Genomic DNA, 23912 nt, shown 5'->3' with positions numbered 1-23912 from the left:
GCCGGGCATGGTTAAGCCGCCTTCAGACGCAGCAGCTTGACGGCCTGCGAGTCCTCGACCATGCCGCCGACACGCTTGGTGGTGTAGAAATGCACATACGGCTTGTTGGTATACGGGTCACGCAGGATGCGCGTGCCGATGCGGTCGGCTATGGTGTAAAAGCGCTTCCAGTCGCCGAAGCCCACGGACAACGCATCGGCCACGGGGTCCGGCATGTCGTCGTTTTCGACGACCGGATAGCCCAGCAGCAACGACGGTTCGCCGGCCTGCAGGCCCGGTTGCCACAGATAGTTGCCTTCGGCGTCCTTGAGCTTGCGGGCCATCTTCAGGCCCATCGTGGTCATCGACCACTTGCCGTTCTGGCGATAGCCCTTCTTGACCTCGTACACCAGGTCGATCAGGTTGTCGCCGTTGAAAGTTCCGGCCGTTCCGGTGTCCACCACCTGAATGGTGCCGAAGGGTCGCGTGCCGTCCTTGGTCAGCGCGACGGGATAGGCCAGGAAGCCCTTCGGCTTCTTCACGCCGTCCCCGGACGTGTACGCCGCGTTTTCCTTCTCCGAGAAGGTGATGTTCACCTCCTCGTTCAGCCATTGTTCGACATTGAAGAACACGTCATCCAGCGAGGTTTGCGTGGCGCCGGGGTTCGCGTAGATTTCCCCCATGTAGGCCGATACCTGGCCCAGCTTGGGATGGGCGGTCTCCGGACGGGCGTCCTCTTCGCCGACCCAGCCGCCGGCCGCGCCGCCGAGGTTGGCCAGCTTCTTGTAGTCGGGGGTGCCGATGGTGATAACTCGGGCCAGATCGCGCATGGCGGTCGTCCGGCGCAGCAACTGGATGATCTGGCGATCCAGTTGCTCCGGCACGGCATAGCCGCCATCGGCCTCGGTGCCCGTATTGATGGCCTTCTGCTCGATCTCGGACGAGTCGCCCTTGCGCATGAACTTGTCGAAGCCGGACTTGTAGGCAGCGGCTTCCGGGTCTTCGGCGCCGGGCACGCCGATGCGATTGGCGCGCTTTTCCAGGTCTTCCACGGCCGACTTCAGGTCGTCCAGGCGTTTGATGTCGGCGTCGATCTTCGCCAGCTTGGCTTCCAGCGATTCGACCGTTTCGCCCTTGGCGAGCTTGGCCAGACGTTGGTCGTTGGCACTCTTGAATTCTTCGAACGAGCGGCCCAGGTCTTCGATGATCTGTTTCAGTTCCATATTTCCTTCCTGAAATGAAAAAGGCCCGCGCTTGGCGGGCCTTGATTGGTTGCGTTGAAAGCCACTTACGAGAGGCGCATGGCAGATTTCAGCCGTTGCAGCGCCTGGACGCTCTCAACATCCCGTTGAGAGATACCGGCGAGGCGAGACACGAATGCCTTTGCCTCCGACTGCGACATACCCGCCACATCCCGTAGGTAGGCCTCGCAGTCCCGAATGCTGTCGGCCTCTTGCAGCCGCTTGACGCCCGTAACCTGCGCCGCAGGGTTGGCCGGGAACGTCACGATGGAGTTTTCCCAGAGGTCCACACGCTTGAGGGACCGGACCCCGCTCACGCGATCAAAGCTGTCTTCTCGTGTGACGAAGCCGATGGAGATCCCGCGAACGGCTTTCGCCTTCATGAGCGCATGTGCTTCCTGGGCGCGCGAAACGCCCATCACCAGCTTTCCCTCGATGTACAGCCCCACCGAGTCCTCGCGCATCTCGGTATGCACACCGATGGGCTCTCCACTGCGGTGCTGCCAGAGAATGGGCGGCATCGCGTTCTTCCCTTTCCAGTCCGCGATGGAGTCGGCAAAGGCGCCGGGGACCACGATCTCGTCGTAGGCATCCTTCACGCCAAAGACCGACGCGTATCCGATGAACTCTCCGGTGTCCGCCACTTCCTTGATTTCGAAGGGCACAGAGATGCGTTTGATTTCCATATCATTCCTTCGCCGGCGCCGCCGGCACTTTCCCGTCGATCAACATATTGGAAGGCGTGAGGTAGATATCCCCGCCGTCCCGGGGGTTCTCGTCCTCCAGCTCGCGCACGTCGTTGGGTGAGTAAACGCCGTTCTGGATTTGCTTGGTGTAGTAGTTGGCCCGCGCCGTCATGTCGCCACGTAGCAGGGCGTTCATGTTGAACTTGGCAAAAACTCGATTTCTGCGGTCCTTTGGCACCAGCGACACCCGAATGCGGGCTTCGATCTTGGTAGCCAACGGCATAAGGCAGTCGGTCACATGTTCCTGGCTTTGATGCTCGATGTTGGAAAAGGTCGCGTGTTCCAGGTCGCCGATCTTGTGCGGTGCAATCCGATATAGCCCCGCCATCTCACCGCGCTTGAACTTGCGTTGCTCCAGAAACTGCGCCTGTTCGTTGGTCATGCTGATTTCTTTGAAGTTCAGCCCGCCTTCGAGGATCGCAACCTTGTAGGCATTCTCCACCCCGCCGTATGTCTGTTCCCAGTCTTCTCGGATGCGAGCGTAGGCGTCATCATTCAGCGTCCCCTCAGTCGAGAGCACCCCGGACAGCTTCGCGCCTTGGCGAAACATTCCTTGCGCCTGGCGGTCAGCGGCGATTGCCTCTCCCAGCACCTCGCGCGCGAAGTACGTTATTGGGTCCAATCCGTTCAGTCCGTCCATGCTCAGGATGCGAACGTGAAAAATCGCATCCTGCGGCAAGATGTCGACCTTTCCGTTGGGAAAGGTGACCTGGTAGACCACTGACCAATCACTGCGCAGCCTCGGAACGACAGAGCCAGGATGTAGTGGCAGCAACTCGCGGACCGTACCGCGCACCACATTCTTCCAGGCGTAAAAGTTGCCTCGCAGAGCCAAGTGGAGACCGCAGGTCTCCCAGAATTCCCGCGCGGTCATGAACTCATTGGGCGCGACATTCAGGAGCGTGGACAACGGGTCATCCGCCAGCCGTTCGCGCATTCGACCGTCCTGCTCGTACAGGTGCAGCGGCAACTTGCCAATATCCTCGGCTATCACGCGAGCGCAAGACATCATGGCCGAGTACTGCATCGCCGCGCGCATTGACACCGCAACGCCGGCGCCCGTTTGCACGCCGCCCAAGAAGGCCGCCAGCTTGTCGGGGCTGTCAATAACCTCCGGCGGCGATGCCGCCTTCTTCGACATCGGAAGAAATTTCGAGTACCAAGCCATTAGAGCGTTCTCAATCCACGTTTGCCGTAGGGGTTGCTCGGTGCCACCGGAGGCAGCATTGCGCGGCCCACGGCCATGATCAGCGCCACCGCGCCGTCGATCTTGTTGTCGTTGCCTTGCTTGATGGGACGCACCACGTCATCGTTACCGGGCAGGTTCTTGCCAATAACGTTGCTGATACACCAGGTCATGATGGGATTTCCGTCATGGTGGAAACGGCCGGACTGAATCGCCGCCTCCAGTTCCTTCATGGGATCGCTCATGTTGGTGTAGTTCTGCACGATGGTGACGGGGGTTAGCCCATCATCGTCCAGGTGATGCGAGAGGTTTGTTGCCCCACTCGGGTCTATCGGCGACTGCTCCACAGCGTTCAGCCGGTTCGCATCCAAAGCCTCTGCGTGAATATCGCGATAGTCGATCTCCGCGCCTTCCGTCGTGTACAGATGCCCCGTATTGATCCACTTCTGAAACCGCTCCGCCATTCGGCGGTTCTCGATATCGTTGGCCGTATCCTCCGGAACCCAAAAACGCGGGGCCACACTGTAGTAGTGGCGCTTGCCGTCGATGTCCCGGTAGAAGACGCGCGCCATGCTGTTCATATCCAGCTTGCGCGCCAAGTCGAAACCGAGAATGCAGTTTTGCCCCTCAAACTGCTCCAGCGTCAACGTTTCGTCCTTGCAGGCTTCCCACTGTTGCAGGTTGAAGAAACCCGCTTTCGCCGTCACCCACACGTTCAAGTGCTTGGTCTTGAACGTGTTGGTAAAACGCGCCTGCTTTATGGCGCGTTGCTGCTGGCTTACCAAGTAGTCGGCATAAACGGAGACGCCCATATTGGGGTTCGCCTTTGCCAAGACCTTGGGGTCCGTCCAATCGTCCCCCTCATCCAGCGTCCAGATCCAGCCGAAAAGCTCATCGTTGGGCACTAGGCCCTCAAGCATCTCGATTACTTCGCGGCGCTTGTCGTAGCACGGGCCCTCGATGTTCGCGCCGGCCGTGGTGATGATGAACATCAGCGGGTGGCGGCGCGCGCCCATGCCGGTCAGCATGGTTTCGTACAAGGCCGCGCTGTCGTGTTCATGGTATTCGTCGACGATTGAACAGGATGGGGAGGCTCCGTCTCCCGGATTACCGATGACCGGCTCGAATCGACTGCCGTCCTCCGGCCTGGCCAACGCCTGCGCGTTCACCTCAATGCCCATATGCTCAATCAGCATAGGGGAACGCTGCACCATCAAGCGCGCGGGCCGGAACACCTCCCAGGCCTGCTTTTCGGTGGTCGCCCCCGAATACACCTCGGCGCCGAACTCATCATCAGCCACGAACATCGATATCCCGACGCCCGCGGCGATCACGCTTTTGCCGTTCTTACGCGGCACCTCCCAATAGGACTCGCGAAAGCGGCGCAAACCGCCTTTTTTCTTCACCCAACCGAACGTTGCCGCCAAGCCGAACTTTTGCCAAGGTTCAAGCGTCACCAACTGACGCTTGAACGCCCATTCCCCCTTTGTATGGGGCATCAACTCGATAAGCGCGAGCTTTTTTTCTGCCTCGGCAGCATTGAATCGATACGGATATTTCGCCACCTTGCTGGCGGTAAGGTCATCCAGGTGGCGCTGGCAGGCCAGGACAACGTAGCGGCAGGCCGGAACCTTGCCTTTCACAACGTCCTTTGCAAATTTCAGCGCCTGCGCCACCCGTGGGTACTGGGGCGCGGCCATCAGTCAGCCTCCGCCCAGCAGCGCGGCGAAGGGATTCCCCTTGCCGGCCTTCTTCGGCCCTTGCAAGCGCTGCCGGCTGGACGGGTCGAGCCCGAGAAATGCGCCATAGGTCGCCATCTGCTTCAACGCCTCGTTGGCGACGGTCGCCGCAGGGTTCTTCAGCGGTCCGCCCTGCGAGCCAGCCACCACGATTCCATTCTTCTGAATGTCCTCTTCCGCCCAGCGGAACCTGCCATAGGCGGCGCAGTAGGCTTCCAGGTTTTGGATATCGGTGGCCTGCAGGATCTTTTCACGGCACAACAGCGGCGCCAAGTGTTCCCACAGATCGCGCCCGTGTCCCTGCAACCATTCAGGCGCGAAGACGTTTGTTATCTCGCCATATGACGGCGCGTCGTTATTGATCGCACGCTTTCCCGGGTTGCCCGCCGCCAGCTTCTTTGCCGCCGGCTTCGGCTTGCGCCCGGAGCGCCCAGCAACTCCTGGCATGACCTACTCCATTGGTCAAAAAGTGCGCAAATTGCGCGATCCGCTAAATTTCATTTTTCGCGGGCGTAAAAAAAAGACGGAACGGGCGGTACTGGCGGCCTTCGGCCCAGAGATTGACCCTCCCCCCTCCCGTCGAGCCTCGGCCGGCACCGCAGACCGCCGCAGCAGCCCGGCAGCCGGCGATCCGGGACGCCCTAGGGTCAGGGCCACCGCTTCGACTTCGCGCGGGCTCTGCCGCTTTCCTTGGCTGTCTTGCGCTTGTGACACTCCACGTTGATCGCGCATAGGTTGTGCGGCTCGTCGGTGCCACCCTCGGCCTTCGGTATCCGATGGTCCACTTCGGTGGCCGGCAGCACTCGGCCGGTTCGCTGGCATTCCTCGCATTGGCACAGGTAACGATCGCGCTTGAGGATCAGCGCTCGAAGCCTATCCCAGCCCGCGCCATATCCGCGCTGGTGCCGGTTGCCCCTGTCACGGTCGGGCCTCCATCCGATCGCCTCGCTCGCGTGCTTGTCGCAATAGCCGGGCATACGCACTAAAGCTGCGCAGCCTCGATGCCGACAAGGGAACACCGTTCGCCTTGCCATCCCCACCTCCCGATCTTGTCGCAAGCGCCGTGCGGCGCGAAGCGCTGCCCTCTCGACCGGAGCAACACGTAGCTTCTTTGGTGCGGGACGGGGCAACAAATTGAACAAAAAAAACCGCCCTGCTGAGGGCGGCAATGCAAAATTACGTCAAGCGGGAGAGGTATTCGTCAGCCTAACGGCGCCGGATGATGCGACGCTTTTGCTTAGGCTGGGGTTTGACTCCCACAATCTGCGCCGAGACGATTTCTCCTCGCCGCTCCTTAGTGTTAATGCTCAAGTACACCCTCGTTCGGTCAAATGCAGCATCCTTAAGAAGTTGGATTTGCGCCCCCTTTAAGCTGCTGTCTTTGAAGCTGGCCGGAAACTGCTGTTCAGTGGACGCGTTTCTCACCATGATGCGAGTTTCGTGAGGGTTTCTAAAGCTCGATTCATCCACGTAATACGTTCCGTTTGCTTGACCGTCAGTCGAACGCACCCGCAACGTCTTCGCCGCCGTCATCGCAGTCTCCCGCGTGATTTCGACTCCATTAACTTCCAGGGTCGACGCGTCGGAAATGCCACGGACAATATCGTCGCGCACGTCATCGAAATCCTGCTCAATGGGCCGTAGGCTGGCAACCTTTGCCTTCAAGCCTGCCACCACTTCGAGGCGTCGGGTCTCTTGTTCTGACAAAGCAATTCGCGTTTTGTCAGAACTTTCGATTTCTTTGTTTCTCGTTCTGGCGTTCAGATAGGCCTTATAGGCCATCGTGCTGCCCGCGACGACAGCCACGCCCACAATGCTCGCGACTAACATTTCAGGAGTCAATTTATCCGCCACCGCAGTTGCCAGCTTTCCAGAAAACTCTCTGAGGTCGACCTTGATTAATGAGCAGCCGTCTTCGACCTTCGCCTTGAACTGGATCTCTTGCCGCTCTTTGTCGGTTAGACGAACTGCCGATGCCTCACCGTGAGCGTAACGAGCAAAGGTTCGATTCAACGCCCTTTGCAACTCCACCAGAGCTTTCGCCATGTCTGGAGTGATTGTGCTCTTATAGCCAGGCCCTTCTAGAACGATTTCAAGAATAGGCCAATTCTTGAATTCCAACGCAACGATATCGTTGCTGAAGCCTTCCTTGCTGAGTGCCTTCTCGATCGCTGCGATCGCCTGGGCTTCATTTCCAATCACAAGCTTCTTCATCTTGCACGCCACTCCAGACCGGTTTGGGCGTTTTTAACATAAAACTACATTTTGATAATTTCTATGGAAGCCGGACAAACGATCAGTGCGGGGACGCGCGAATTAGCTACGTTGTAGCATCTAAACAATAAACACTTACGATTACGTAAGCTTTTATTGCTATGGTATTTCGCGGGACGCGTATGCGCCCAGCCAACTATCAAAGGAGCTATGCGATGAAGAAGCCAGGAGAAAAGGCCAATCGATCCGGCCAATACGAAATCGTCGGACCTCGCGGCGGTGGGACAGGAAAGGAACGGACCGTTGTAAAAAACGAGCCCTTTCCGCCCACTCCAAAGCCCGGTCAGGGCTACAAAATTGTGGACCCCACAAAGAACAAGAGCGGCCGCGGGTAGCTTGTTTAGCAAAAACCCGCCGGCTTATGCTCGGCGGGTTTTTGCTGACGCACTTTTTCAAAGTGACTAAACAGGACGAACTTTAGCAGAGAAATTTTAATCTGACAAGACAGTCAGTCGCACAGACCTTTGGCAGCCAGCAAGTCGGCGGCGTATTCCATGGCGAGCGCCTCAATGCCTTTTTTTCCGTCACCGCGCCCGCCGTCCTTATGCTTGGTGGTACGGGTGCCATACAGCCACAATTTGATCTTGCCGTTGTGATTGGTGGCAGTAGCAGCGCTCACGCCGGCGCGGTCGGCTGCGTCCGACAGCTTCACTTCCTTGCCGAAGTAACGCGCCACAATGGCATCCCTCAGAATGCGGGGCGTCGGATGCGCCGACAGCGCGTCGCAAGCAGCTGCGTCCGATATCTGGCGGATCGCGGCCAACCAATCGTGACGGTCCACGGTTCCCTGGCAGCACTTGCATCTGTCCGTGCGAGGCGCAAAGCGCGCAACCAAAATCGCACGGTACAAGACAGGCATCGGTTCCAGCGTTCGAAACACATAGGCGGCCTGGCCTGCGCCATCGGTCCCGCCAAGACCCTTGCCCCCATCTGTCGGAGCCTGTGCCATACGAGCCATCATGGGCTTGTCATAGACCTGATCCGAATGGTTGAAGGCAAAGGTCAAAGCGGCGTGCGCGGTTGCGAACAGCCGGCTGGGCTTGACCTCGACCACCGGAGTGGAGGGCAAGCGAGAGAGGGTCAGGGCAGTCATCAGTAAATCTCCGGGGAATAAGGTACTTTCGGATTCAGGTAGCTCAGCAACACATCACGCGCTTCGTCAAAGCTGCGGCAAACCTCGACGCGGTAGCCGGCGGAGCGAAGAAACTCAATCCAATCCTTCTGGTGCGGACTTACGCGGCCTTCCTGAGTTTTCATCTCGATCCACAGCCCATGGCTGCCAAAGCGCGGCACCGGTAGGCACAGGTCCGGCACGCCGGGTTTAACGCCCTGCCCCTGCAACTTCGCGGCAACCGCCGCATGACGCTGGCCGCCGTTGGGAACGTGGAATAGTCGGCCCAACTCTGGACACACCTTGACCTGGCGCTTGGCCCATGTAATCACCTGGGCCTGGATAACGTCCTCACTGATTGCGGGTTTGACCTTGACGCCAGTCTTGGTGGCGGTCAGTTGGTAGCGCGGCCAACGGCTCATACTTGCGCCCCCAGGTCCGTGCCCAGCCGCAGCGCGTTATGAGCCATCGCCACGACGCCCGGGGAGTAGCGCCGGCCCTTCGGATTCTGCGTCTCGGCGATGATGCGCTTCCAACCGCGCAACGGATCCCGTCCGCTTTGGTCCATGATCCCCGTAGCGCCGATCTTGCGCATCTGCTCTTCTGCCTGGGCGCGGCTTGCAGCCGTCACGGGCGTGGCGGGCAACGCCTTGGCGATGGCTGGGACCGGCTTCCAATCGCCACGGGCCAGCACCTCATTCAATGTTCGATCCCACCGCGCCTTCATCGTGGCGTATGAGCAATGCTGCATGTCGTGCGCCCCCACTTCCACCGCCGCCCAGAAAATCGCCGGGTGCGGCCAATGGCCCTGTTCGCCGTTGTGGCGTGCGACCATCCCCGCTGCCGCCTTGTGGAAAGCCACCTCGGGCTCCAGGTCCGGCCGGCACGCCCGGATGAACTCGCCAACACTCGGCGGCCAATCGGGCGACATGCGGCGGCACGTCCGCAGGCCCTCGGCCACGTCCTGCGGCGTCAATCGCTCTTCGTCGAACGCTTCCGCCCAGGCCTCCTTCCAGTTCTCGATACTCTGCATATCCGGGAAGTCCTTCAGCCAGCGCCCGCCATAGGTGCCGGAAAGCCGGTTCCACAGATGGTCGATCAGGGAAATCCCGTCCAGCTTCGCCATCGGCACGGCCCACATGGACCGATTACCCGTCGATTGTGCGACCGTCGTCATAGCCGTTTGCTCCTGAGGTGCGATTGCGGTTCACGTGTGCGGTGGGGTTGAACTTGCCGGGCCTGGACGAAGCTCCGACGACGGCGCCATTCGGTGCGAACAGGCCTTGCCAGCTTCTGCCGATGGCATGGGCAATGACGCTCTCCGGCGTATGCCCCTGCTGTCGGAAGGCCATGAGGTCGACCACCTGCTGCTTGGCGGCCTCTTCGGTCAACGGCTTGCGGATCTGCACGCGGTGACGCACCCAGCGCCCCCACAGTTCCGCATCGAGCCAGTCCGGCAACTCCAGGTTCATCGGATCGAACCCTGGCGAGCGCTTGCGCGCGCCTTTGACGGTTCTTGATGGTTCTGACGGTTCATTGACGGTTATATGCGGGTGCAACCCGTTGCACCCTTTCGTGTCGTCGTTTGCACCCTTTACGTCGTCAGTTGCACCCTTTGTGTCGTGGTTTGCACCCTTTTCCGCTTCTTCAACGGGTGCAAAATCTGCACCGTTTTCTTGCTCATGCGCGGCCGGTTTGAGGGATGCAAAATCTGCACCCTTTATCCAGGCCTCAGAAATGCGGTACTCGCGGCGCATATTGCGCCCTCCATTGCCCGCGTTGACCAGGATCAGCCAACCCGCCTTTTCCATGCCGCGCAGCTGGTACTGCACTGCCCGCACGGACTGACGCGTCTTCTCGGCCAGGGACGCGATAGAGGGATAGATGCCAGTCCCGTCGTCGCTGGAATGGTCCGCGAGCGCAAGCGCAAGGATCATTTCCCCGCCGCCGTTCGGATACCGGTCAAACACCATCCCCATGACTTTCACGCTCATGGCGACTCTCCATACAAAAGTTGATACCCAATCTCGGCTTCGATGGGCCATACGCCGAGCACAATCAGCGAAAGGCGCGTCCTCTCGAAGCCCGCTTCCCACAAGGCCACCTTCTCGTCATAGGAGGCGCCGGTAGTGTTCTGGTCGATGTAGGCGTGGCACGCATTGCAACCCCAAGCTGCAGCCCAGTCGTGCGCCTTCAGCCAACCGGCCTTGCCGTGCCTCGCCTGGTTCGAATGGCAGGCGACCGTGGTCTGCGTGCCGCCGATGCACACGTCGGGAATCTGAAGCAAGCAGGGCTTGCCCTTGGCCAGGTTCAACAAGGCGCGGTTGCGGTACACGGTCTTGGTGGCGCGCGGCGTGCTGCGGCGGGCCGACATGCGCTTCCCGCTCGACTTCAGGGCGGCGCCCTGGCGCATGGGCTTGCCACGCCTCATGGGCGTCTTCTGGCGCAATGGCGTCTTGCGGCTCAACGACATACCGCCCCCTGCTGCTTCTTGACCCGGCGCCAATGGGAAAAGCGCCAGCCGTTCGAATGGCGCTTGACTAGGCCGGCGCGCACCGCGTCGAATAGGAACGAGTCGACCGCAGCAACCGCGGCGTCCTCCCGCGAGCTTCGCGGCCAGGGATCGACGGCGACCAATGCTGGCAGCACCAGTGCGCGCAAGGCGGACAAGTCCACCTCGCGGGTAGTGTCGATGATCGCCTTCCGCACCGCCTGCGCGGTCTCCGGCGGCACACGGTAGCCCTTGAACATGTGCAAGGTGTTACGCATACAGGCCGCTCCACTTCAGGAACGGCTTGCGAACGGCCTCATGAAACAGAGTCGCGGCGGTGGCGTTGTGGTCCAACTGCGCGCGACTGTCGATACCGCAGGCGTTGCGCACGAACTGCGCCGCGTGCTGGTTGGGGCTCACGCCCTGCGGGGCGGCGCCGATGCGGGATACAACCCACCGCTGGAATTTCGCGTTGCCACACATCATGGCCGCTACGCGAGACAGCGCCGCCCCCTTGCCAGCCGCAGGCGCGCGTAATGCGCGCACCGGGCGCCCCGAATCTCCACGCGTCAGCATCCCGCCCTCGCCTTGTCGTCTGCCGCCCGCTGGACGTTGCGCATCAGGCGCTGGGCTTTCTCCACGATCTTGCGGCATTCGGTCACGATGGCCGAGGCGTCGGCAGTGCAGATGGCACCGTCGGCCAACGCCTCGATGGCCACGGCCGACAACTCGCCATTGAGGTGCGACATTTCCATGACCTTCTGGCGGGCGGCGTCCACCTCGTTCGCGTGATGCGGCGCCGGCGGCAGGATGTTGGCGGCCACGCCGTGACGCAGCGCCAGGGCCAGCAGCCAATCCCGGGCATAGTCCGCCCCGCCTTGCTTCTCCAGCATCCATTCGGTGGCGAGTTCGAAAAGGTCCAGGGACATGGATTGGCCCTTCACCTTGCGCAGCTTCTGGCGCAGGGTTTCTGCGTGCATCGACACGCCGCGGCGGTTTGTCATGAACGCCGCCAACTCTTCAACGCCCCCGGGCGTCTTCTGCACGCTGATGTACAGCGCGTCATGCGGGTCGATCTGTGTGTAGCGATGGGTCATCAGGTCTTACCTTGAAATCCAGGTGCGATCAGGGTTTCGGGGTAAAGCCCCCTGCCCTACGATGTGCGACATGAAGAACAAACTTCAAACGTCCAGCGGCCCGATCTGGACCTTGTCGCTTTGCTTGGCCGGCAATCCCGGCTGCGGTGTCGGCTGGGCCGGCGTCGTCGCGCTATACATGCGCTTTCTCCTGAAAATGGGCGGTCAGCCCCTTAGAATGGTCGCTCTCACGCAATTCACTCGCCCCTGTTGGAGGAGGCTGACCATGGCTGAAAACATTCCGCTTTTCCCTGTCGCAAATTGGACGGCTGGGCCCGTCCCACAACTTGGGTTGGCGGTAATCAAGTTCGATTTCCTGACGAATCCCATGCAACGCCCAGAAGAGGCCAACCCTGGTCGGCACTACGCGTTAACGCCTGCGCAGCTTCGAGACCTGATAGAGCAAATGCAGTCGGCACTTCGCACCCTCGAAACGAGCGCGACTCCAGCGCCCCCAGGTCAGACGCATTGACATAAATCGGCCTATACATGGTTCATCTCGCCCACCGGGAAGGCCGGACCTATAGGGTCAATCCCCATCGCCACTCGCAGGTCGTGCGGAGTCGGGAAGCGGTCGCCATGGCGGATAGCCTGATGCAACGTGGTCACCAAACGACCAACATCGCCCACACCCACCGCGTGGAAATAGACTTTGACCGCACGTTCGCTCATCGGTGGGCGGCCAAAGATTTCGGCGCAACTGAGAAGCAAGAGAACAGGCTGCTCACTTTGAAAAGGAAAGCCTTCCATGTTTGATTTCCCTCTAAAAAAGCATTCGACTGAAGAGATTCAAGCCACCATCGCAAAGGCCCTCTCGGAACTCTGCGGCGCTGAAGTTGACGTCCGGATTCACGAAATGAACTTTGGGAATGGCGTCGCGTTCTCCACCACCACCAAGATGTCGTTGTCCATCGACAGGCCCTCCACCAAGACGGAAGACAAGCCTTTCTAGGCTGCGGACGACACACACGAGTCCCGCGCTGACGCGGTCCCAACAACAACAACAACAACAACAAGGTTCGAAAATGGATAAGTACAGGCGAGACCGGGAACACGACATCCTTGCAGCGGCCGTGGCTGCGCATCCGGACTGGTTCATCTGCAACGATGGAATCGGCGGCCATTCCGCCAAAGACGCCTATCCGGAAATCCGATACCTGGAGGGACACGGGCTTCTGGAGGTCAGCGGGCCGAAGTTTCAGGAATGGCCAAGGGAAGCGGTCAGCATTCGGGCAACCGCCCGAGCCATCGACTTCCTGGCAGACGATGGCGGGCTCTCGGCAATCCTGGGCGTGGTGACGATCAAGCTTCATGACGACACCATCAAAGCCCTGATCGAGGCGAAGATTCTGGCAAGCGACCTGCCGCCTCCCGATAAGCAACGATTCCTCGCTCGGCTTCGATCGCTGCCTGCCGACGCCACAAAACATGTCGTAATGAAACTAGTAGACCTGGGACTCGATAAGTCGCCGGATGCGATCTCTTGGCTTGGAAAGTGGCTCGACAACCTTCCACAGCCTTGAATTCGAGATAGCCCAGGCCAGCGCCTAACTCCATCCAAAACGTGTCCGTACCGCGGGGAAGCGAAGCGCTCTCAATGACAATCCCCTTCCCGCCCATCCAAACAACGGACTCGACGTTGATAGCCAGGTGGCTTTGCTGGGCGGAGCTATGCATGGGCGCCCTCGTTTGGCTGCCGGGCGAGGCGGCAGTGCAAGGCCCTTAGGCGCTCGCCGTTTTGCCACTTCATATCCTTCTGCGCTCCCGAGAGAATGCCGGCGATGGTCGGCTGCTTAAGGCCAACTTCAACGGCGATCTGCTCTTGGGTAAGTCCCAGGGAGCAAAGGTCTTGAATGATCAATTTCCAGTCCATAGGCGGAAGAATATCGATTAATCGATATTCGGTCAATCGATAAATCAATGCCTGCGACTATCAGAATCCCGATATGCTCTTGCTAACTCTCCTCGCCCAAAACCCCGCCGACACTTTCGGCGCTCGGCTAAAGCTTTCCCGAAAGGCGGCCGGCCTTACACAGAAGCAGGCGGCGGACAAGGCTGGTATGAGCCAGGGGACGCTATCGGATCTTGAAAACAATGGATCGACATCGTCCACCTACACCGCCAGGCTTGCGTACGTCTATGGAGTGAGCGCCCGATGGCTCGCTGACGGCGATGGCGAGCCTTTGGCAGGTCAAGTCGCAGAACGTCCCAAGCGCCCGTCCGCATCGAAGATCCATGTGGTGGGCTATGCGCGCCTTGGGGAGAACGGTTGGTATGAAGAGGTGCAAACGCGCGGCGTAGATGGCTTTGTAGAAGCTCATTCATCCGACCCGGACGCGTATGCGCTACGGGTTCGTGGCGACAGCATGTTCCCCGCTATCCGAGATGGCTGGTACGTAGTTGTCGAACCCAACTCTTCGCCCGCAGCCGGCGAATATGTAGCCATTGCGCTTAATGATGGGCGCAAGATGGTTAAAGAATTTCTCTTCCAGGGAGGTGACGCCTACACGGTGCAATCCGTTAATGGCGGAACTCGACTGACCCTTCCTCTACCCGAGGTCCATCAAGTCCACGCTATCGGCTCCGTGCTCATGCCCAGCAAGTACCGGGAGTTCTAGACGCTACGGACCGCGGAGGCTGATACCTGGGCCCCCTACTCGACCGCCGCTTTGGCGGTTTTTTTTCGACCAGGCACCATGAAGCATAAATTTATCGACATTTCGATTGACAATGAATATCGATTTGTCGATACTTCGATCCAAGCGCTGTCAAAGCGGCGCTTGTCAAAGTCGCTTTTGCGATCGTTCTTTAACAATCGAGGCCGCCCGCCCCCGAGAGGGAGGACGGGCGAAACAGGATCACCCAGGCACACAGCCTGGCCCCTGTGTGCTTGGCGCGAAGTTCAGCCAGGCAACGCCCAGCCGGGCGTGGCGACGATAACCCCGGCCCCTCGGTCCCCCAACATTATTCCGAGTAGCGCAGCAACATCCGTCATCAGCTAGTGCTTGAGTTCGCGGTCGTTATATGACCATCCGCCCTCTTTCAAGGCTCCGCCTGTTTGGCATTCTATAAGCATCGGCATTTCGCACGCTAGAAATAGGTGGCCCTGTCATGGACTAATTTGGCACAATGCCGAATCACCCGCGCTGGACGACTTCCCGATGTCAAAATCACTACCCTCTCGCATATGGTCATGGACGAAATCACCAGGAGTAATGGCAGCGGTCACGCTTTTTAGCCTCATCCTTGCTGTTTACTTTGGGATGTTCTACGAAAGAAAGCCCGCACTGACAGCCGTAGTAAATAGCCTTTCCCCGGTTTTCGATGTGTTAAAGCCTGTTGGGGGCCTCGACATCTCGTATGGAGGCATAGATCTGCGTGAGGCGAAGAAGAGCCTTTGGTCTGCAGATCTAACACTCCGCAACGAAGGAAATTCTGAGGTCAGGTTAGACAGTTTTGACTCGAATGCACCAGTTCGCATATCGGTCCAGGAAGCTCAGATTGTTGATAGGCCCAGCGCTCTGACCTCCAACGACTACCTGAGGGATCACGTCAAACTGATTACGGATGCGAACAGCATAGTGATCGCTCCAATAATCATCGAACCCGGTGACACTATATCGGTGAACTTCCTCATTCTCGGGGCGGAGGGGAATCGACCCAAAATCGAAATCTTAGGAAAAATTGCAGGTATGCGGGGCATACCCTTAACAAGCATCGACTCCTCAGCCGAGCAAGGTTCCTGGTTCAGCCAGGCGGTCGGGGCAAACTCAATCTGGGTTCAGCTGATTCGTACACCAATATACTTTTTCGCATTTTTAGTCCTTATAGCAGTTCTTGTGCTATTAGGTTCGGCAATATCTACACCATTTTCGCGCTTTGCGGAATCACGTCAGCAACGCACTCGTCGCGAAGAAATCCGTAAGCTACGGCGAGAGCATGCGTTTGACCAACGAGAAAACTCGTTGGCAGACGAGTATATTGAACGAGGCCTGAACTCAATCAGGAGCATCGCTCGCACCACCCATTCCGCGAAGTCCAAACTCAAAGCGATGGAAACAATCTGTAGCATGGGAGACACTGCAGAGATCAGACATGCAGCCCTTGAAATCGGACCACCCATGACACCCATGTCCAAGAAGCGACTTATTTCGTTAGGATTGATAGCCGTAGAGGACGGAAAGATCACCGGCATAGAAGATCTAGACACGTCAATCCGACGCTTGTGCGAAAAGCTCGGCAAGAACCACGATGAACTAATTAAAGAGGGGCGGAAGCATTATGTTTCGATAGCTGGTACGCCCATGACAACTTGGGATGATGATTAATAACTATTGGATCTCGTGCTAGCAGCGAGCTGCCAAAAAGCGGGTTTGGACCCGCGCTGCGGGCCAGCGCTTACCCATCAGCCGGGCTGTACCAAGCCAAATTGCTAATCCACCCAAATGCAGGAAGTGGCCTCCAAAGGCGGTGCTTCAAGCGTTGCTAACAATCCGTTCGCTCAAAGGGTCTCCCCAGCACAACTCGAACACCATGGGGTGTGACGGGTTCGACTGTCCCGGGAAACTCAAGAATGCCCTTTTCTCCTGCACCGTCTACCCAAGCCACCACGAACCGTATTCTCCCAATATCCTCGCGGCGCAACCCGCTCGCCCATAGCTTCACAGATTCATTTTTCCCCAGCGTATCAAAGGTCCACCTGGGCAACTCCCGACTGCCTAAGCGGCACTCGACCAACACTTCGGTAGCACGATGTCCAATATTTTCCAGCTTTAAGTTGGCCTGCGTAGCGCCTTCAGTACTCGAATATCCCCTGGTGGACAACCACATTATCGGGCGAAGAGCATCACGCTCCTTCTTTCTGTCTTGCGCAAAGGCTTGAAGTTGCACATCGACTTGGCGACGTGTGGCCTCAGCCAGGTCCTGCTGATGCTCCACAGATTGCTTCAGTTCCTCCGCCTGCTGCCGCAACGCCTCGGTGCTGACACGTAGTTCCTCTCCTTGCTGAAAGTAACCGAGGATAAGCCAAAGCAAGGCTAAAGGCCCCACAACGCCGGCAAGGAAATCACCAATTTCATTCGGCTTCATCTCCGAAAATTGATCCCATTTCCCCCAGCCCAAAAGGACTGCTGCCGTCAGGTAGGCCACGGTGATCGCAATTCCGATCCAGGTCAATTTCTTGCTCATCGCTCCTTCCTCCAAGTGCTCGGATTCTAGTTAGAGCGAGACGCCCACGCAATTTAGAAAAGCTCCTCCCCATGCCCCGCGTGCGGGGCATCGGCAGGCGCTGTTGCCTGATCCCCTTGGAGACTTCCCCATGCTCGCCGCCTTCATACGGTTCCTGGAAGAACTGATCGACGTTGCCAACTTCGGCCGTGACGTCAGTAAGTAGCACCGCAAGCCATGCCCCGAACGCCGGGGCGGCTTCGGAGAGCGGGCCGGCGCCGCTTCGTCACCGGCGCAAAAAGTGACTTTCATCCTGGAAGTGAACTGATCGGGCCTTCCGGCCTGCTCTCCGAAGCCTCACCACCGCGCATCCGCGCAAATCCCCATGACCTACATCGAGCCCCTCGCCTGGGGCCTGGGCCTGTTCGCGTTCGCGCGGCTGGTGCTGGCGCCCCTCGGCGACTACTTCTCACGCCGTTACGTCGCGGCCGACCCCTGGAGCGCCACCCAATGAACACCATCTGCACAAGCGCGCCCCCGGCCCGCGTCCGCCCCCTGTGCATCATCGCAAAGGCCGCCCGCAAGGCGGGCGACTTCATCGCTCCCCGTGACCACGCCGGCAAAGGCAACTGGAGCGAGGACGCTGATATCCCGCCCTCGGTCGGCTGGCTAGCCGGCACCACGCTGGCGATGTTCGTGCTTTGTGGACGCCAGATACTCAGTTGGCTGCTGAGCTTGCTTGCATAAAAAAGAGATCTGGCGGGGTGAGCTGCAAGCAAGCCGCACACTCGCCCCTAGAGGTCAAACGCGTGGATCCGCGGCGATACCTTCCCATCGTACCTTTCCACAACATCGCCGATCTTCTCCAGGGTCTCAACCGACCTGCCGGTAAACGTGCGGATGTTATTGATGCATTCATTGGCGCGAACCACCGCATCAGAAGCACTCATATCCAGTCCTGCTAGATCCTCCAGGTTCGACAAAACATGCTCGAATTGAATCACCAAGTTCAGCCCCTCCGTGCCAATGTATATCTGCGGAACTTCGTGAAATGGGATTTTTTGAAGCGCTCTAAATGCGGTTTGTACAGGCCTGATCCTAGCCGCGGCGTATTGAACTATAGGCTCCAAGCTTTGTGCACCGGTCGTCTGGAACGTGACCGACGTTGACGTCAGCGCATTTTGCCATTCGTGTAATAGACCCCGAATCGCCTTCAGTTGGACCACTCGCTGCATCGCGGCTGTCTCGGCCATCGATTCAAGTTGCTGCCGGTTTGCTTCGGCTTGGTACGTAGCAATTGCGATAGCGCCAATGATGGCCCCAATGGAGCCAAATGCCTGTACCCAAGAGGCCCATTCAGAAGAACCGGCTGGGAATTTCCAGAAGAACACAAGCAGCAGGGGAAGCGCTGCGATCATGCCCATAACCTTCAATTGGGATATGGCGCCCTTTTTCATCACTTTCTCTCGGCAATTGGTTGCCGCGAATCGTATCCCAACCTTCTCAAGGTGTCAGCCGCCCCGCCAGGCCGGCCAGCCCCCCCTTTGTCCACTCACTTCAATCTGAACAGACCATGGCAAAAAAATCGAAAGACGTTTATGGCGCAGAAGGCCAAAGCAACCTGCTCAACTTCGACCCCGCCAAACTGGCCCTCGTCACCGACGAAAATAGCCCGCTGTACGACGCACGTGTCCATCTGCCGGTGGACGAAGCCCTGGCCCGCAATATCGATTACCAAGGCGTGCTGGAACCCATCGCAGTCTCCAAGAACCCCGAGACCGGCGAAGCCGAGGTGGTATTCGGGCGCCAACGCGTCAAGGCGGCCCGACTCGCCAACGAATGGCGCCGCAACCGCGGTGAACCCGAGCGACAGATTCCGGCAGTGGTGTACGCCGGCAAGCGGCAATCGGCTTTGGACGCCATCGCCAGCGAGAACGAGGCCCGTACGGCCGACAGTCCGCTCGGCCGCGCCGAGAAGATGCGCCGGCACCTAGCATTGGGAAAAGGTGAAGACCAAATTGCCGTCATCTACAACTGCAGCGTCGCCACGGTACGCGACACGCTGGCCCTGCTGGATAGCCCCAAGGTCGTCCAGGATGCCATCGAGGCAGGGCAAATCACCCTTACCCATGCCAAAGCCCTGGCGAAACTCAAGCCAGAAGAGCAACGGGCGAAGGTGGCCGACCTGGTAGCGGCAGGCAAGGACGCCAAGCCCCACCAACGCAGCCGCCAGCAAGCCGCCGTCATGGGAGAGCGCCCCCGCGTGAAGTCCCGCAAGCAGATCCTGGCCGCGCTGGAGCAGGCCCAGGGAGACTACGCCGCTGCCCTGCGCTGGGTGCTTGGCGAGGAACAAGGAGCCACCGCATGAACACCCCCGCCCCCAAGACCAGCCCCGACGCCGCACTCGGTAGCCTCCTGGGCGCCGCCCTGAACGTGCCCGCCCCCTTCATCCAGGCCGCCCCGGTGGAACGCGACAGCGACGGCTATTGGACCCATCCGGCGCATCCTGAATTCGAAGAAGGCCAGGATGCCGAGGCCGCCGCGTGGTTCGAGGCCCAGCAGTTGCAAACCCACATTGCCTATCTGGAAAGCGAGCCCGAGGACCACCCGGCCGTAGTCGCGTACTGGGGCGATGCCGGCGATTCCAATATCAGCGCCTGGGAACCGCCCCGCCCCGACGGCGAAGGCTGGTTTGTCCTGTCCATCCATGACACCGAAGACTGGGGACCGGTTTGCATCTGGGTCCGCCATGCTGCCCAGCGGGGCGAAGGCGGGGCATGATATGGACGACCTACTTCAGGCTGGACAGAGTGTGCGTTTCCCGTTTGTAGTCGTCCAGGAACACCGTCAGCTTCTCGCCCTCGACCTTGTACGTAACTTTCTCGTCGCGCGGATCATTGCGCCAGCGGCCCCATTTGCCGTCGATGAGGCTGCGCCAGATCACCCTGGATTGCTCGATCTTGCATTGGTACTTGAACGTATCTCCATCAGACGCCCTGGCGTAGGATACGGTGGCCAAACCATCTTGCTCCGAACCAGACATGGACGAGATTGGGCGCCCCATAAGAATGCTGATCGCCGCCTTGCACAGAGGCACGGCATCCACAGTCTGCTGGGCTTTGGCAGGTTGCCCGCCAACGGTGGCCAAATACAACCCAAGCAATGCCGCACTGCGGCTGATTACCGTCTTCGCGTTCAAGGATGCTCTCCATTTGTCTGGGCGCGATCGTACCCCAACCCCATCGGGGTGTCAGCATGACCAACCAGAACAACGCCGCCCCGGCGGGCGGCCTGGCGCCTCCTCCGCACCGCGCCAGATGTCCCCGCGGCTACCGCTAACCGCGCCCCAAAAAGATAACTGACCACACGAACGGCGCCCGCTGCAAAGCGGCCGCCGTTCTCCGTTGGAGAAACAAAACATGGAGCTTCGAATTGAGCCTGTGTACGTCGACCTGCCCACGGCGGCGTCCATCACCACACTTGCCGAGTCCACTATTCAGAACATGGTCAGTAGGGGCGAGTTTCCCGCCCCTCGGGAGCTGTCTGGCCGCCGCGTTGGATACCTTTACACAGAAATTATGCAGTGGGCGTTGACCCGCCCCCGTTCGACGTTACTCCCCCCATACAACACCAGCGCCCGAAAACCGAAGGCGGCAACTGGAGGCAACACTTCAACGGGCCCATCGACATAGCGGCCAATATGCCGCTCTATCATGCCTCATTCTAAGGTGAGGCAATGTCCGCAGAGGCATCAGGCAGTGATACACGGTATTTGTGCCACATCCGCTCTGCACTCCACGGCGAACGGCCTGCGATTATCAAAAGTGCTTCGCGCATTCGAGTCGCTGCCAATCCCCAGGTGTCAGGGCCGTGCGCACCACCTAGTTCGAGGCACACGGAAATTGCTGACGATAGGTGAGGCCCCGGATTCTCTTCCAGTGCGGTCAACAGTTCTTCAACTGTGGACTTGGCTATAGCAAGTGTCGAGGCGTCCAACTCCCTACGCTGCGCAATTTCATGCAACGCATCTGCCAAAGGCATGGTCACTACATTGGCAAGGCGCGCAGCCGTCACCTTCGCCAGAAACTCCTCGTCTGTAATAGTGTCGAAGACATTTAAGGCACGAGGCTCGAGCTCATAGACTCGTTCCCCAACCCTCTCTTGAATCCATTGATCTATGAACTGAGAAGCACGCTCGCCCCGACCGTAGAGGCGAAACTTACCTACAACGGCGAGCAAACTTGTGGCCTCGCTGTGTGAGGACGCGTTAGGCCAACTTCGATCCAAAGAGTCTAGAGTTTCCTCGCAATTCTCAGTCACGTAATCGTGATATAAGGCCCAAGAATCTCGGAATGCCATTTTCTCTAGATCCCGAGAATGGCTCTGGTTGAAAGCCTCAAGCTCCCGCGAAAGTCGATCCAAGTCTGGGAATCCAGATCTAACACCAGCACAGAGCACTTTCGCAATCTCACCGCTCCCGTCAAAGCCATAGGATTGAATCAACTCCGACCATCGAGCCTCTTCTTCAGTCTCCGGGTGGGCCTCGGACCCATTGGCCATCCGCTGGACCATTCTCGTTATTGAGTTGAATTTCATAACAAAATCCAACGGCGGCGCGCCCTCACCGGCTCCGCTATGGGAATACATCAAAAATATAGTCTCCCGCACGACCTTGTTCACCAATGCAGCGGGCACATTCGCTTTGAACGCCAGGCCTAACATGCGAGTCATACGACGCACCAACCGAATATTCTTAAGGCCGAGCTCCTCAAGAGCGATTCGAGCGGGTTCAAGCCATACTTCGGACCTTGAGTTGTCCAATGCGACGGTTAGTGTATGTTCCAAGCTTGGGTCATACGTAATCTCAGCAATAAAGACCTTCTCTCGTTGCGCGCGCCATTCGTCCAACTCCTTACCGACTATTTGCTGATCGTTAAGAATCACGCATACCCGGCATTGCCTTTGCTCCACCAAGAACGAGACGAGCCCTAGAAGATCCCTGATAGATAAGTTCGCTCCTCTCCGTTCAAGATCATCGAAGCAGATCAACTGCTGCCGAATGCGATAAAAAGCCAGTGCGTTCAGAGCCTGCGAAAGCCCTGCTCCCCCACCAATTTTCCCTGGCGCAGCCGCTGCGGCCACTGGGGCCCCGCGTTTAATCGCCCCTGCTATGCGCGCTCCCTGCTTCTTCCAACGATCCAATTTGAAGAACTTGGACCGCGAGGATGGCCCAGCTTTGAGCTGAGCTTGTTCATTGGGAGCATCGCGACCGCTGCTATCAGCGTCAAAGCCGTCTGCATATGCCACTGCGACTTTGAGGGCGTCCAGAGAGTTAACCCCAAACAACGATACATAAGCGTACCGCGCCGCGGAGTCTGGCTGATGCCACTCCTGAACTGCCTCTCGCCACAAATGAGTTTTTCCAACCCCCCAAGGCCCTTGGAGCACAACGGCTTCCGCAGATTTGGATCGGATAAATTCTTTTAACGATTCCCGAACATGCATGCGAGCCGTCCATATAAAATAAAACCAGATGTTTCTAATAGTATTCTATTTTTAATTCGCCGCTAGATGCTCAAGATAACTGGACAGCCGCCCGAGCCACAGGCGACGTTCGTCGTCATACGCATGCCGGTTGTAGACACCCTCCACGCCTGGAAGCATGTGGCCCAGTATTACCTCGCCCACTTCCCGCGGGCATCCCAGCGAAGCCAGGAACGTACGCGACGTGCGCCGCAAGTCGTGAGGAGCCCAATGGGTTACTGTCAAGCGGACACGCTTCCTGTGCGGCGACGTTTCGCTATAGGGCTGATGGTAGTAAACCCGCGTCTGAACTGACTTTTGTTCCCAGTGGCCGGACTTTCCATAGGACGGGAACAGGTAGCCGCTCTCGTATGCAGCCTTCCGACGTCTAACAACCTGCTCGGCACGACCGACCAGCGGGACGCGGAAATCCGTGGCCTCCGCCCGCTTCGCATTCTTCGTTTTCTCTTTTGGCACGGTCCACCACAGACCATCAGCCTCTTCCGAGATTTCCTCGGCCTCCATCGCTCCGATTTCGGCACCTCTGGCGCAAGTCCAGAGATATAGCGTCAAAAAATCTTCCACGTCGCGCGAAAAGTTAGGCAACCAGGGGATCAATTCCCCTGCCTCTGCCGGCGACAGCACACGCTTCTTGACGCCACTCTTCTTGCCATTGATCGCCTTCCCTTTCGATTTCAGCTTTCCCCGGAGGATCGCCCTCCACCAGTTCGGCACGGTTTCAGGCAGCTTGCCCGCGTCATGGCAATAGTCCCAGGCCGCCCCCAGTTCGCGGCGTAGGATCTGAGCCTGCACAGGGATGTGGGCGAACGATTCAATCAGGGCGAACGCGTCGGCCCGTGTGACGGCCTCGGCGGGTTTGTCGGCAAGCGGACCCAACATCGTTCGGAAAGTCCGCGCGATTTCAACTTGCCCCTTCAGGCTCCGATGGTGCTTGATATGGCCGGCGTGGTACAGGTCGCAGGCATCTTTCACCGTCAACGCCCCCTTCGCCTTCTCCTGGGCCGCCACCGCGGCGGCCTTGGCGGCCTGGCGCTGCTGCTTGGCTTCTACCGCCACGTCGATGCCTGCCTCGCGCTGCTGGCGTAGCTTTTCCCACTCGACAACAGCCCCGGCAATTGACATGGCTGGCCACCGCCCCAGCTTCTTCTGGCGCATCTTTCCGTTCACCGGACTCTTGTATCGGTAGATCCAGGTTCTTGTGGTCGCGGAGGCCTCCAGGCGCAGCCCCGGGTAGCCATCAATGGTAAGGTGTCGGCCTGGTTCAAGCAGCTTGGCGGCGCGGGCGTCGAATTGCATAGG

32 protein-coding genes are annotated in these 23912 nt (G+C 58.9%); 10 read left to right on the top strand and 22 right to left on the bottom strand.

Annotated features, from left to right (window positions below; all coding sequences use genetic code 11):
- Positions 1 to 11 precede the first annotated feature (11 nt).
- From HV701_RS13220 to HV701_RS13150, 15 genes are all read right to left on the bottom strand, one after another.
- On the bottom strand, positions 12 to 1202 hold the full coding sequence (locus tag HV701_RS13220; RefSeq protein WP_175133479.1) for a phage major capsid protein: 1191 nt from the start codon (positions 1200 to 1202) through the stop codon (positions 12 to 14).
- Positions 1203 to 1267: 65 nt separating this feature from the next.
- Positions 1268 to 1906: an HK97 family phage prohead protease gene (locus HV701_RS13215; RefSeq protein WP_175133478.1), complete on the bottom strand. Its 639-nt coding sequence runs from the start codon at positions 1904 to 1906 to the stop codon at positions 1268 to 1270.
- A gap of 1 nt (position 1907) precedes the next feature.
- Positions 1908 to 3134, bottom strand: coding sequence for a phage portal protein (locus HV701_RS13210; protein WP_175133477.1), 1227 nt, complete (start codon positions 3132 to 3134; stop codon positions 1908 to 1910).
- The gene (locus HV701_RS13205) at positions 3134 to 4852 is read right to left on the bottom strand and encodes a terminase large subunit (protein ID WP_175133476.1); all 1719 of its coding nucleotides are present in this window, start codon (positions 4850 to 4852) and stop codon (positions 3134 to 3136) included. The genes HV701_RS13210 and HV701_RS13205 overlap by 1 nt, the downstream gene beginning before the upstream one ends.
- 3 nt (positions 4853 to 4855) lie before the next feature.
- A complete protein-coding gene (locus HV701_RS13200) occupies positions 4856 to 5338 on the bottom strand; it encodes a phage terminase small subunit P27 family (RefSeq protein WP_068951814.1) in 483 nt (160 codons plus the stop codon).
- A gap of 200 nt (positions 5339 to 5538) precedes the next feature.
- Entirely contained in the window at positions 5539 to 5868 is a 330-nt protein-coding gene (locus tag HV701_RS13195) for an HNH endonuclease (RefSeq protein ID WP_254595169.1), read from the bottom strand.
- A gap of 229 nt (positions 5869 to 6097) precedes the next feature.
- Positions 6098 to 7105: a hypothetical protein gene (locus tag HV701_RS13190; protein ID WP_175133474.1), complete on the bottom strand. Its 1008-nt coding sequence runs from the start codon at positions 7103 to 7105 to the stop codon at positions 6098 to 6100.
- A gap of 508 nt (positions 7106 to 7613) precedes the next feature.
- Positions 7614 to 8258, bottom strand: coding sequence for a hypothetical protein (locus HV701_RS13185; RefSeq protein ID WP_175133473.1), 645 nt, complete (start codon positions 8256 to 8258; stop codon positions 7614 to 7616).
- Complete coding sequence (locus HV701_RS13180) at positions 8258 to 8698, bottom strand: VRR-NUC domain-containing protein (RefSeq protein ID WP_175133472.1); 441 nt, start codon at positions 8696 to 8698, stop codon at positions 8258 to 8260. Before HV701_RS13180 ends, HV701_RS13185 begins: the two co-directional genes overlap by 1 nt.
- Positions 8695 to 9453 (bottom strand): replication protein P, encoded by a 759-nt coding sequence (locus HV701_RS13175; RefSeq protein ID WP_175133471.1) that lies wholly within the window; start codon positions 9451 to 9453, stop codon positions 8695 to 8697. The genes HV701_RS13180 and HV701_RS13175 overlap by 4 nt, the downstream gene beginning before the upstream one ends.
- Complete coding sequence (locus tag HV701_RS13170; protein WP_175133470.1) at positions 9425 to 10270, bottom strand: helix-turn-helix domain-containing protein; 846 nt, start codon at positions 10268 to 10270, stop codon at positions 9425 to 9427. The genes HV701_RS13175 and HV701_RS13170 overlap by 29 nt, the downstream gene beginning before the upstream one ends.
- On the bottom strand, positions 10267 to 10749 hold the full coding sequence (locus tag HV701_RS13165; RefSeq protein WP_175133469.1) for a nuclease domain-containing protein: 483 nt from the start codon (positions 10747 to 10749) through the stop codon (positions 10267 to 10269). The genes HV701_RS13170 and HV701_RS13165 overlap by 4 nt, the downstream gene beginning before the upstream one ends.
- Entirely contained in the window at positions 10740 to 11045 is a 306-nt protein-coding gene (locus HV701_RS13160) for a hypothetical protein (protein ID WP_175133468.1), read from the bottom strand. Before HV701_RS13160 ends, HV701_RS13165 begins: the two co-directional genes overlap by 10 nt.
- Positions 11038 to 11187, bottom strand: a complete 150-nt coding sequence (locus HV701_RS13155; RefSeq protein ID WP_175133467.1) for a hypothetical protein — start codon at positions 11185 to 11187, stop codon at positions 11038 to 11040. Before HV701_RS13155 ends, HV701_RS13160 begins: the two co-directional genes overlap by 8 nt.
- A gap of 149 nt (positions 11188 to 11336) precedes the next feature.
- Positions 11337 to 11864 (bottom strand): phage regulatory CII family protein, encoded by a 528-nt coding sequence (locus HV701_RS13150; protein WP_047991486.1) that lies wholly within the window; start codon positions 11862 to 11864, stop codon positions 11337 to 11339.
- A gap of 178 nt (positions 11865 to 12042) precedes the next feature.
- Here HV701_RS13150 and HV701_RS27025 point away from each other — a divergent pair, with 178 nt between their 5' ends.
- On the top strand, positions 12043 to 12375 hold the full coding sequence (locus HV701_RS27025; RefSeq protein ID WP_420867816.1) for a hypothetical protein: 333 nt from the start codon (positions 12043 to 12045) through the stop codon (positions 12373 to 12375).
- A gap of 11 nt (positions 12376 to 12386) precedes the next feature.
- On the opposite strand, the gene HV701_RS13140 is transcribed toward HV701_RS27025, so the two are convergent.
- Positions 12387 to 12653: a hypothetical protein gene (locus tag HV701_RS13140; RefSeq protein WP_060721559.1), complete on the bottom strand. Its 267-nt coding sequence runs from the start codon at positions 12651 to 12653 to the stop codon at positions 12387 to 12389.
- On the opposite strand from HV701_RS13140, the gene HV701_RS13135 reads away from it, so the two are divergent.
- Positions 12652 to 12855: a hypothetical protein gene (locus tag HV701_RS13135; RefSeq protein ID WP_047991489.1), complete on the top strand. Its 204-nt coding sequence runs from the start codon at positions 12652 to 12654 to the stop codon at positions 12853 to 12855. The genes HV701_RS13140 and HV701_RS13135 overlap by 2 nt on opposite strands.
- A gap of 73 nt (positions 12856 to 12928) precedes the next feature.
- A complete protein-coding gene (locus HV701_RS13130; protein WP_175133465.1) occupies positions 12929 to 13426 on the top strand; it encodes a hypothetical protein in 498 nt (165 codons plus the stop codon).
- Between the two features lie 146 nt (positions 13427 to 13572).
- Here HV701_RS13130 and HV701_RS13125 read toward each other — a convergent pair whose 3' ends face one another.
- Complete coding sequence (locus tag HV701_RS13125) at positions 13573 to 13812, bottom strand: helix-turn-helix domain-containing protein (RefSeq protein WP_175133464.1); 240 nt, start codon at positions 13810 to 13812, stop codon at positions 13573 to 13575.
- Between the two features lie 37 nt (positions 13813 to 13849).
- Here HV701_RS13125 and HV701_RS13120 point away from each other — a divergent pair, with 37 nt between their 5' ends.
- Positions 13850 to 14521: a S24 family peptidase gene (locus HV701_RS13120; RefSeq protein WP_175133463.1), complete on the top strand. Its 672-nt coding sequence runs from the start codon at positions 13850 to 13852 to the stop codon at positions 14519 to 14521.
- 597 nt (positions 14522 to 15118) lie between these two features.
- Positions 15119 to 16231, top strand: coding sequence for a hypothetical protein (locus HV701_RS13115; protein WP_175133462.1), 1113 nt, complete (start codon positions 15119 to 15121; stop codon positions 16229 to 16231).
- Positions 16232 to 16388: 157 nt separating this feature from the next.
- On the opposite strand, the gene HV701_RS13110 is transcribed toward HV701_RS13115, so the two are convergent.
- Entirely contained in the window at positions 16389 to 17090 is a 702-nt protein-coding gene (locus HV701_RS13110; protein ID WP_175133461.1) for a hypothetical protein, read from the bottom strand.
- A gap of 364 nt (positions 17091 to 17454) precedes the next feature.
- On the opposite strand from HV701_RS13110, the gene HV701_RS26950 reads away from it, so the two are divergent.
- A complete protein-coding gene (locus tag HV701_RS26950; protein ID WP_276529849.1) occupies positions 17455 to 17583 on the top strand; it encodes a hypothetical protein in 129 nt (42 codons plus the stop codon).
- Positions 17580 to 17816, top strand: a complete 237-nt coding sequence (locus tag HV701_RS13105) for a hypothetical protein (protein ID WP_175133460.1) — start codon at positions 17580 to 17582, stop codon at positions 17814 to 17816. The genes HV701_RS26950 and HV701_RS13105 overlap by 4 nt, the downstream gene beginning before the upstream one ends.
- 47 nt (positions 17817 to 17863) lie before the next feature.
- Here the strand turns inward: HV701_RS13105 and HV701_RS13100 are convergent, their stop codons facing one another.
- Complete coding sequence (locus tag HV701_RS13100; protein ID WP_175133459.1) at positions 17864 to 18526, bottom strand: hypothetical protein; 663 nt, start codon at positions 18524 to 18526, stop codon at positions 17864 to 17866.
- Positions 18527 to 18642: 116 nt separating this feature from the next.
- Between HV701_RS13100 and HV701_RS13095 the strand changes: the two genes are divergently transcribed.
- Together HV701_RS13095 and HV701_RS13090 are read left to right on the top strand one after the other, a co-directional pair.
- Entirely contained in the window at positions 18643 to 19437 is a 795-nt protein-coding gene (locus HV701_RS13095; protein WP_175133458.1) for a ParB/RepB/Spo0J family partition protein, read from the top strand.
- Positions 19434 to 19850 carry a hypothetical protein gene (locus tag HV701_RS13090; RefSeq protein WP_217467962.1) on the top strand — a complete coding sequence of 139 codons (417 nt, stop codon included), beginning with the start codon at positions 19434 to 19436 and terminating at the stop codon, positions 19848 to 19850. Before HV701_RS13095 ends, HV701_RS13090 begins: the two co-directional genes overlap by 4 nt.
- 10 nt (positions 19851 to 19860) lie before the next feature.
- Here HV701_RS13090 and HV701_RS13085 read toward each other — a convergent pair whose 3' ends face one another.
- Positions 19861 to 20268 carry a hypothetical protein gene (locus HV701_RS13085; RefSeq protein ID WP_175133457.1) on the bottom strand — a complete coding sequence of 136 codons (408 nt, stop codon included), beginning with the start codon at positions 20266 to 20268 and terminating at the stop codon, positions 19861 to 19863.
- 220 nt (positions 20269 to 20488) lie between these two features.
- Here HV701_RS13085 and HV701_RS13080 point away from each other — a divergent pair, with 220 nt between their 5' ends.
- Entirely contained in the window at positions 20489 to 20761 is a 273-nt protein-coding gene (locus HV701_RS13080; RefSeq protein ID WP_175133456.1) for a helix-turn-helix transcriptional regulator, read from the top strand.
- A gap of 31 nt (positions 20762 to 20792) precedes the next feature.
- On the opposite strand, the gene HV701_RS13075 is transcribed toward HV701_RS13080, so the two are convergent.
- Both HV701_RS13075 and HV701_RS13070 read right to left on the bottom strand, forming a co-directional pair.
- On the bottom strand, positions 20793 to 22574 hold the full coding sequence (locus HV701_RS13075; protein WP_175133455.1) for a P-loop NTPase fold protein: 1782 nt from the start codon (positions 22572 to 22574) through the stop codon (positions 20793 to 20795).
- A gap of 51 nt (positions 22575 to 22625) precedes the next feature.
- The gene (locus HV701_RS13070; protein ID WP_175133454.1) at positions 22626 to 23909 is read right to left on the bottom strand and encodes a tyrosine-type recombinase/integrase; all 1284 of its coding nucleotides are present in this window, start codon (positions 23907 to 23909) and stop codon (positions 22626 to 22628) included.
- Positions 23910 to 23912 lie beyond the last annotated feature (3 nt).

Source organism: Achromobacter pulmonis (genome assembly GCF_902859765.1).
Classification (GTDB): domain Bacteria; phylum Pseudomonadota; class Gammaproteobacteria; order Burkholderiales; family Burkholderiaceae_B; genus Achromobacter; species Achromobacter pulmonis.
This window is presented reverse-complemented; position numbering and strand designations above follow the sequence as displayed.

What these genes read in the sequence shown, in the direction of transcription:
- HV701_RS26950 (WP_276529849.1), top strand. Translation starts at nt 17,455, where the DNA reads ATGACCTACATCGAGCCCCTCGCCTGGGGCCTGGGCCTGTTCGCGTTC.
- HV701_RS13175 (WP_175133471.1), bottom strand. Translation starts at nt 9,453, where the DNA reads ATGACGACGGTCGCACAATCGACGGGTAATCGGTCCATGTGGGCCGTG.
- HV701_RS13130 (WP_175133465.1), top strand. Translation starts at nt 12,929, where the DNA reads ATGGATAAGTACAGGCGAGACCGGGAACACGACATCCTTGCAGCGGCC.
- HV701_RS13180 (WP_175133472.1), bottom strand. Translation starts at nt 8,698, where the DNA reads ATGAGCCGTTGGCCGCGCTACCAACTGACCGCCACCAAGACTGGCGTC.
- HV701_RS13070 (WP_175133454.1), bottom strand. Translation starts at nt 23,909, where the DNA reads ATGCAATTCGACGCCCGCGCCGCCAAGCTGCTTGAACCAGGCCGACAC.
- HV701_RS13090 (WP_217467962.1), top strand. Translation starts at nt 19,434, where the DNA reads ATGAACACCCCCGCCCCCAAGACCAGCCCCGACGCCGCACTCGGTAGC.
- HV701_RS13210 (WP_175133477.1), bottom strand. Translation starts at nt 3,134, where the DNA reads ATGGCTTGGTACTCGAAATTTCTTCCGATGTCGAAGAAGGCGGCATCG.
- HV701_RS13115 (WP_175133462.1), top strand. Translation starts at nt 15,119, where the DNA reads ATGGCAGCGGTCACGCTTTTTAGCCTCATCCTTGCTGTTTACTTTGGG.
- HV701_RS13165 (WP_175133469.1), bottom strand. Translation starts at nt 10,749, where the DNA reads ATGTCGTTGAGCCGCAAGACGCCATTGCGCCAGAAGACGCCCATGAGG.
- HV701_RS13215 (WP_175133478.1), bottom strand. Translation starts at nt 1,906, where the DNA reads ATGGAAATCAAACGCATCTCTGTGCCCTTCGAAATCAAGGAAGTGGCG.
- HV701_RS13150 (WP_047991486.1), bottom strand. Translation starts at nt 11,864, where the DNA reads ATGACCCATCGCTACACACAGATCGACCCGCATGACGCGCTGTACATC.
- HV701_RS13140 (WP_060721559.1), bottom strand. Translation starts at nt 12,653, where the DNA reads ATGGAAGGCTTTCCTTTTCAAAGTGAGCAGCCTGTTCTCTTGCTTCTC.
- HV701_RS13120 (WP_175133463.1), top strand. Translation starts at nt 13,850, where the DNA reads ATGCTCTTGCTAACTCTCCTCGCCCAAAACCCCGCCGACACTTTCGGC.
- HV701_RS13075 (WP_175133455.1), bottom strand. Translation starts at nt 22,574, where the DNA reads ATGCATGTTCGGGAATCGTTAAAAGAATTTATCCGATCCAAATCTGCG.
- HV701_RS13080 (WP_175133456.1), top strand. Translation starts at nt 20,489, where the DNA reads ATGGAGCTTCGAATTGAGCCTGTGTACGTCGACCTGCCCACGGCGGCG.
- HV701_RS13205 (WP_175133476.1), bottom strand. Translation starts at nt 4,852, where the DNA reads ATGGCCGCGCCCCAGTACCCACGGGTGGCGCAGGCGCTGAAATTTGCA.
- HV701_RS13095 (WP_175133458.1), top strand. Translation starts at nt 18,643, where the DNA reads ATGGCAAAAAAATCGAAAGACGTTTATGGCGCAGAAGGCCAAAGCAAC.
- HV701_RS13110 (WP_175133461.1), bottom strand. Translation starts at nt 17,090, where the DNA reads ATGAGCAAGAAATTGACCTGGATCGGAATTGCGATCACCGTGGCCTAC.
- HV701_RS13105 (WP_175133460.1), top strand. Translation starts at nt 17,580, where the DNA reads ATGAACACCATCTGCACAAGCGCGCCCCCGGCCCGCGTCCGCCCCCTG.
- HV701_RS13170 (WP_175133470.1), bottom strand. Translation starts at nt 10,270, where the DNA reads ATGAGCGTGAAAGTCATGGGGATGGTGTTTGACCGGTATCCGAACGGC.
- HV701_RS13100 (WP_175133459.1), bottom strand. Translation starts at nt 18,526, where the DNA reads ATGAAAAAGGGCGCCATATCCCAATTGAAGGTTATGGGCATGATCGCA.
- HV701_RS13195 (WP_254595169.1), bottom strand. Translation starts at nt 5,868, where the DNA reads ATGCCCGGCTATTGCGACAAGCACGCGAGCGAGGCGATCGGATGGAGG.
- HV701_RS13185 (WP_175133473.1), bottom strand. Translation starts at nt 8,258, where the DNA reads ATGACTGCCCTGACCCTCTCTCGCTTGCCCTCCACTCCGGTGGTCGAG.
- HV701_RS13190 (WP_175133474.1), bottom strand. Translation starts at nt 7,105, where the DNA reads ATGAAGAAGCTTGTGATTGGAAATGAAGCCCAGGCGATCGCAGCGATC.
- HV701_RS13200 (WP_068951814.1), bottom strand. Translation starts at nt 5,338, where the DNA reads ATGCCAGGAGTTGCTGGGCGCTCCGGGCGCAAGCCGAAGCCGGCGGCA.
- HV701_RS13135 (WP_047991489.1), top strand. Translation starts at nt 12,652, where the DNA reads ATGTTTGATTTCCCTCTAAAAAAGCATTCGACTGAAGAGATTCAAGCC.
- HV701_RS27025 (WP_420867816.1), top strand. Translation starts at nt 12,043, where the DNA reads ATGCGCTTTCTCCTGAAAATGGGCGGTCAGCCCCTTAGAATGGTCGCT.
- HV701_RS13160 (WP_175133468.1), bottom strand. Translation starts at nt 11,045, where the DNA reads ATGCGTAACACCTTGCACATGTTCAAGGGCTACCGTGTGCCGCCGGAG.
- HV701_RS13220 (WP_175133479.1), bottom strand. Translation starts at nt 1,202, where the DNA reads ATGGAACTGAAACAGATCATCGAAGACCTGGGCCGCTCGTTCGAAGAA.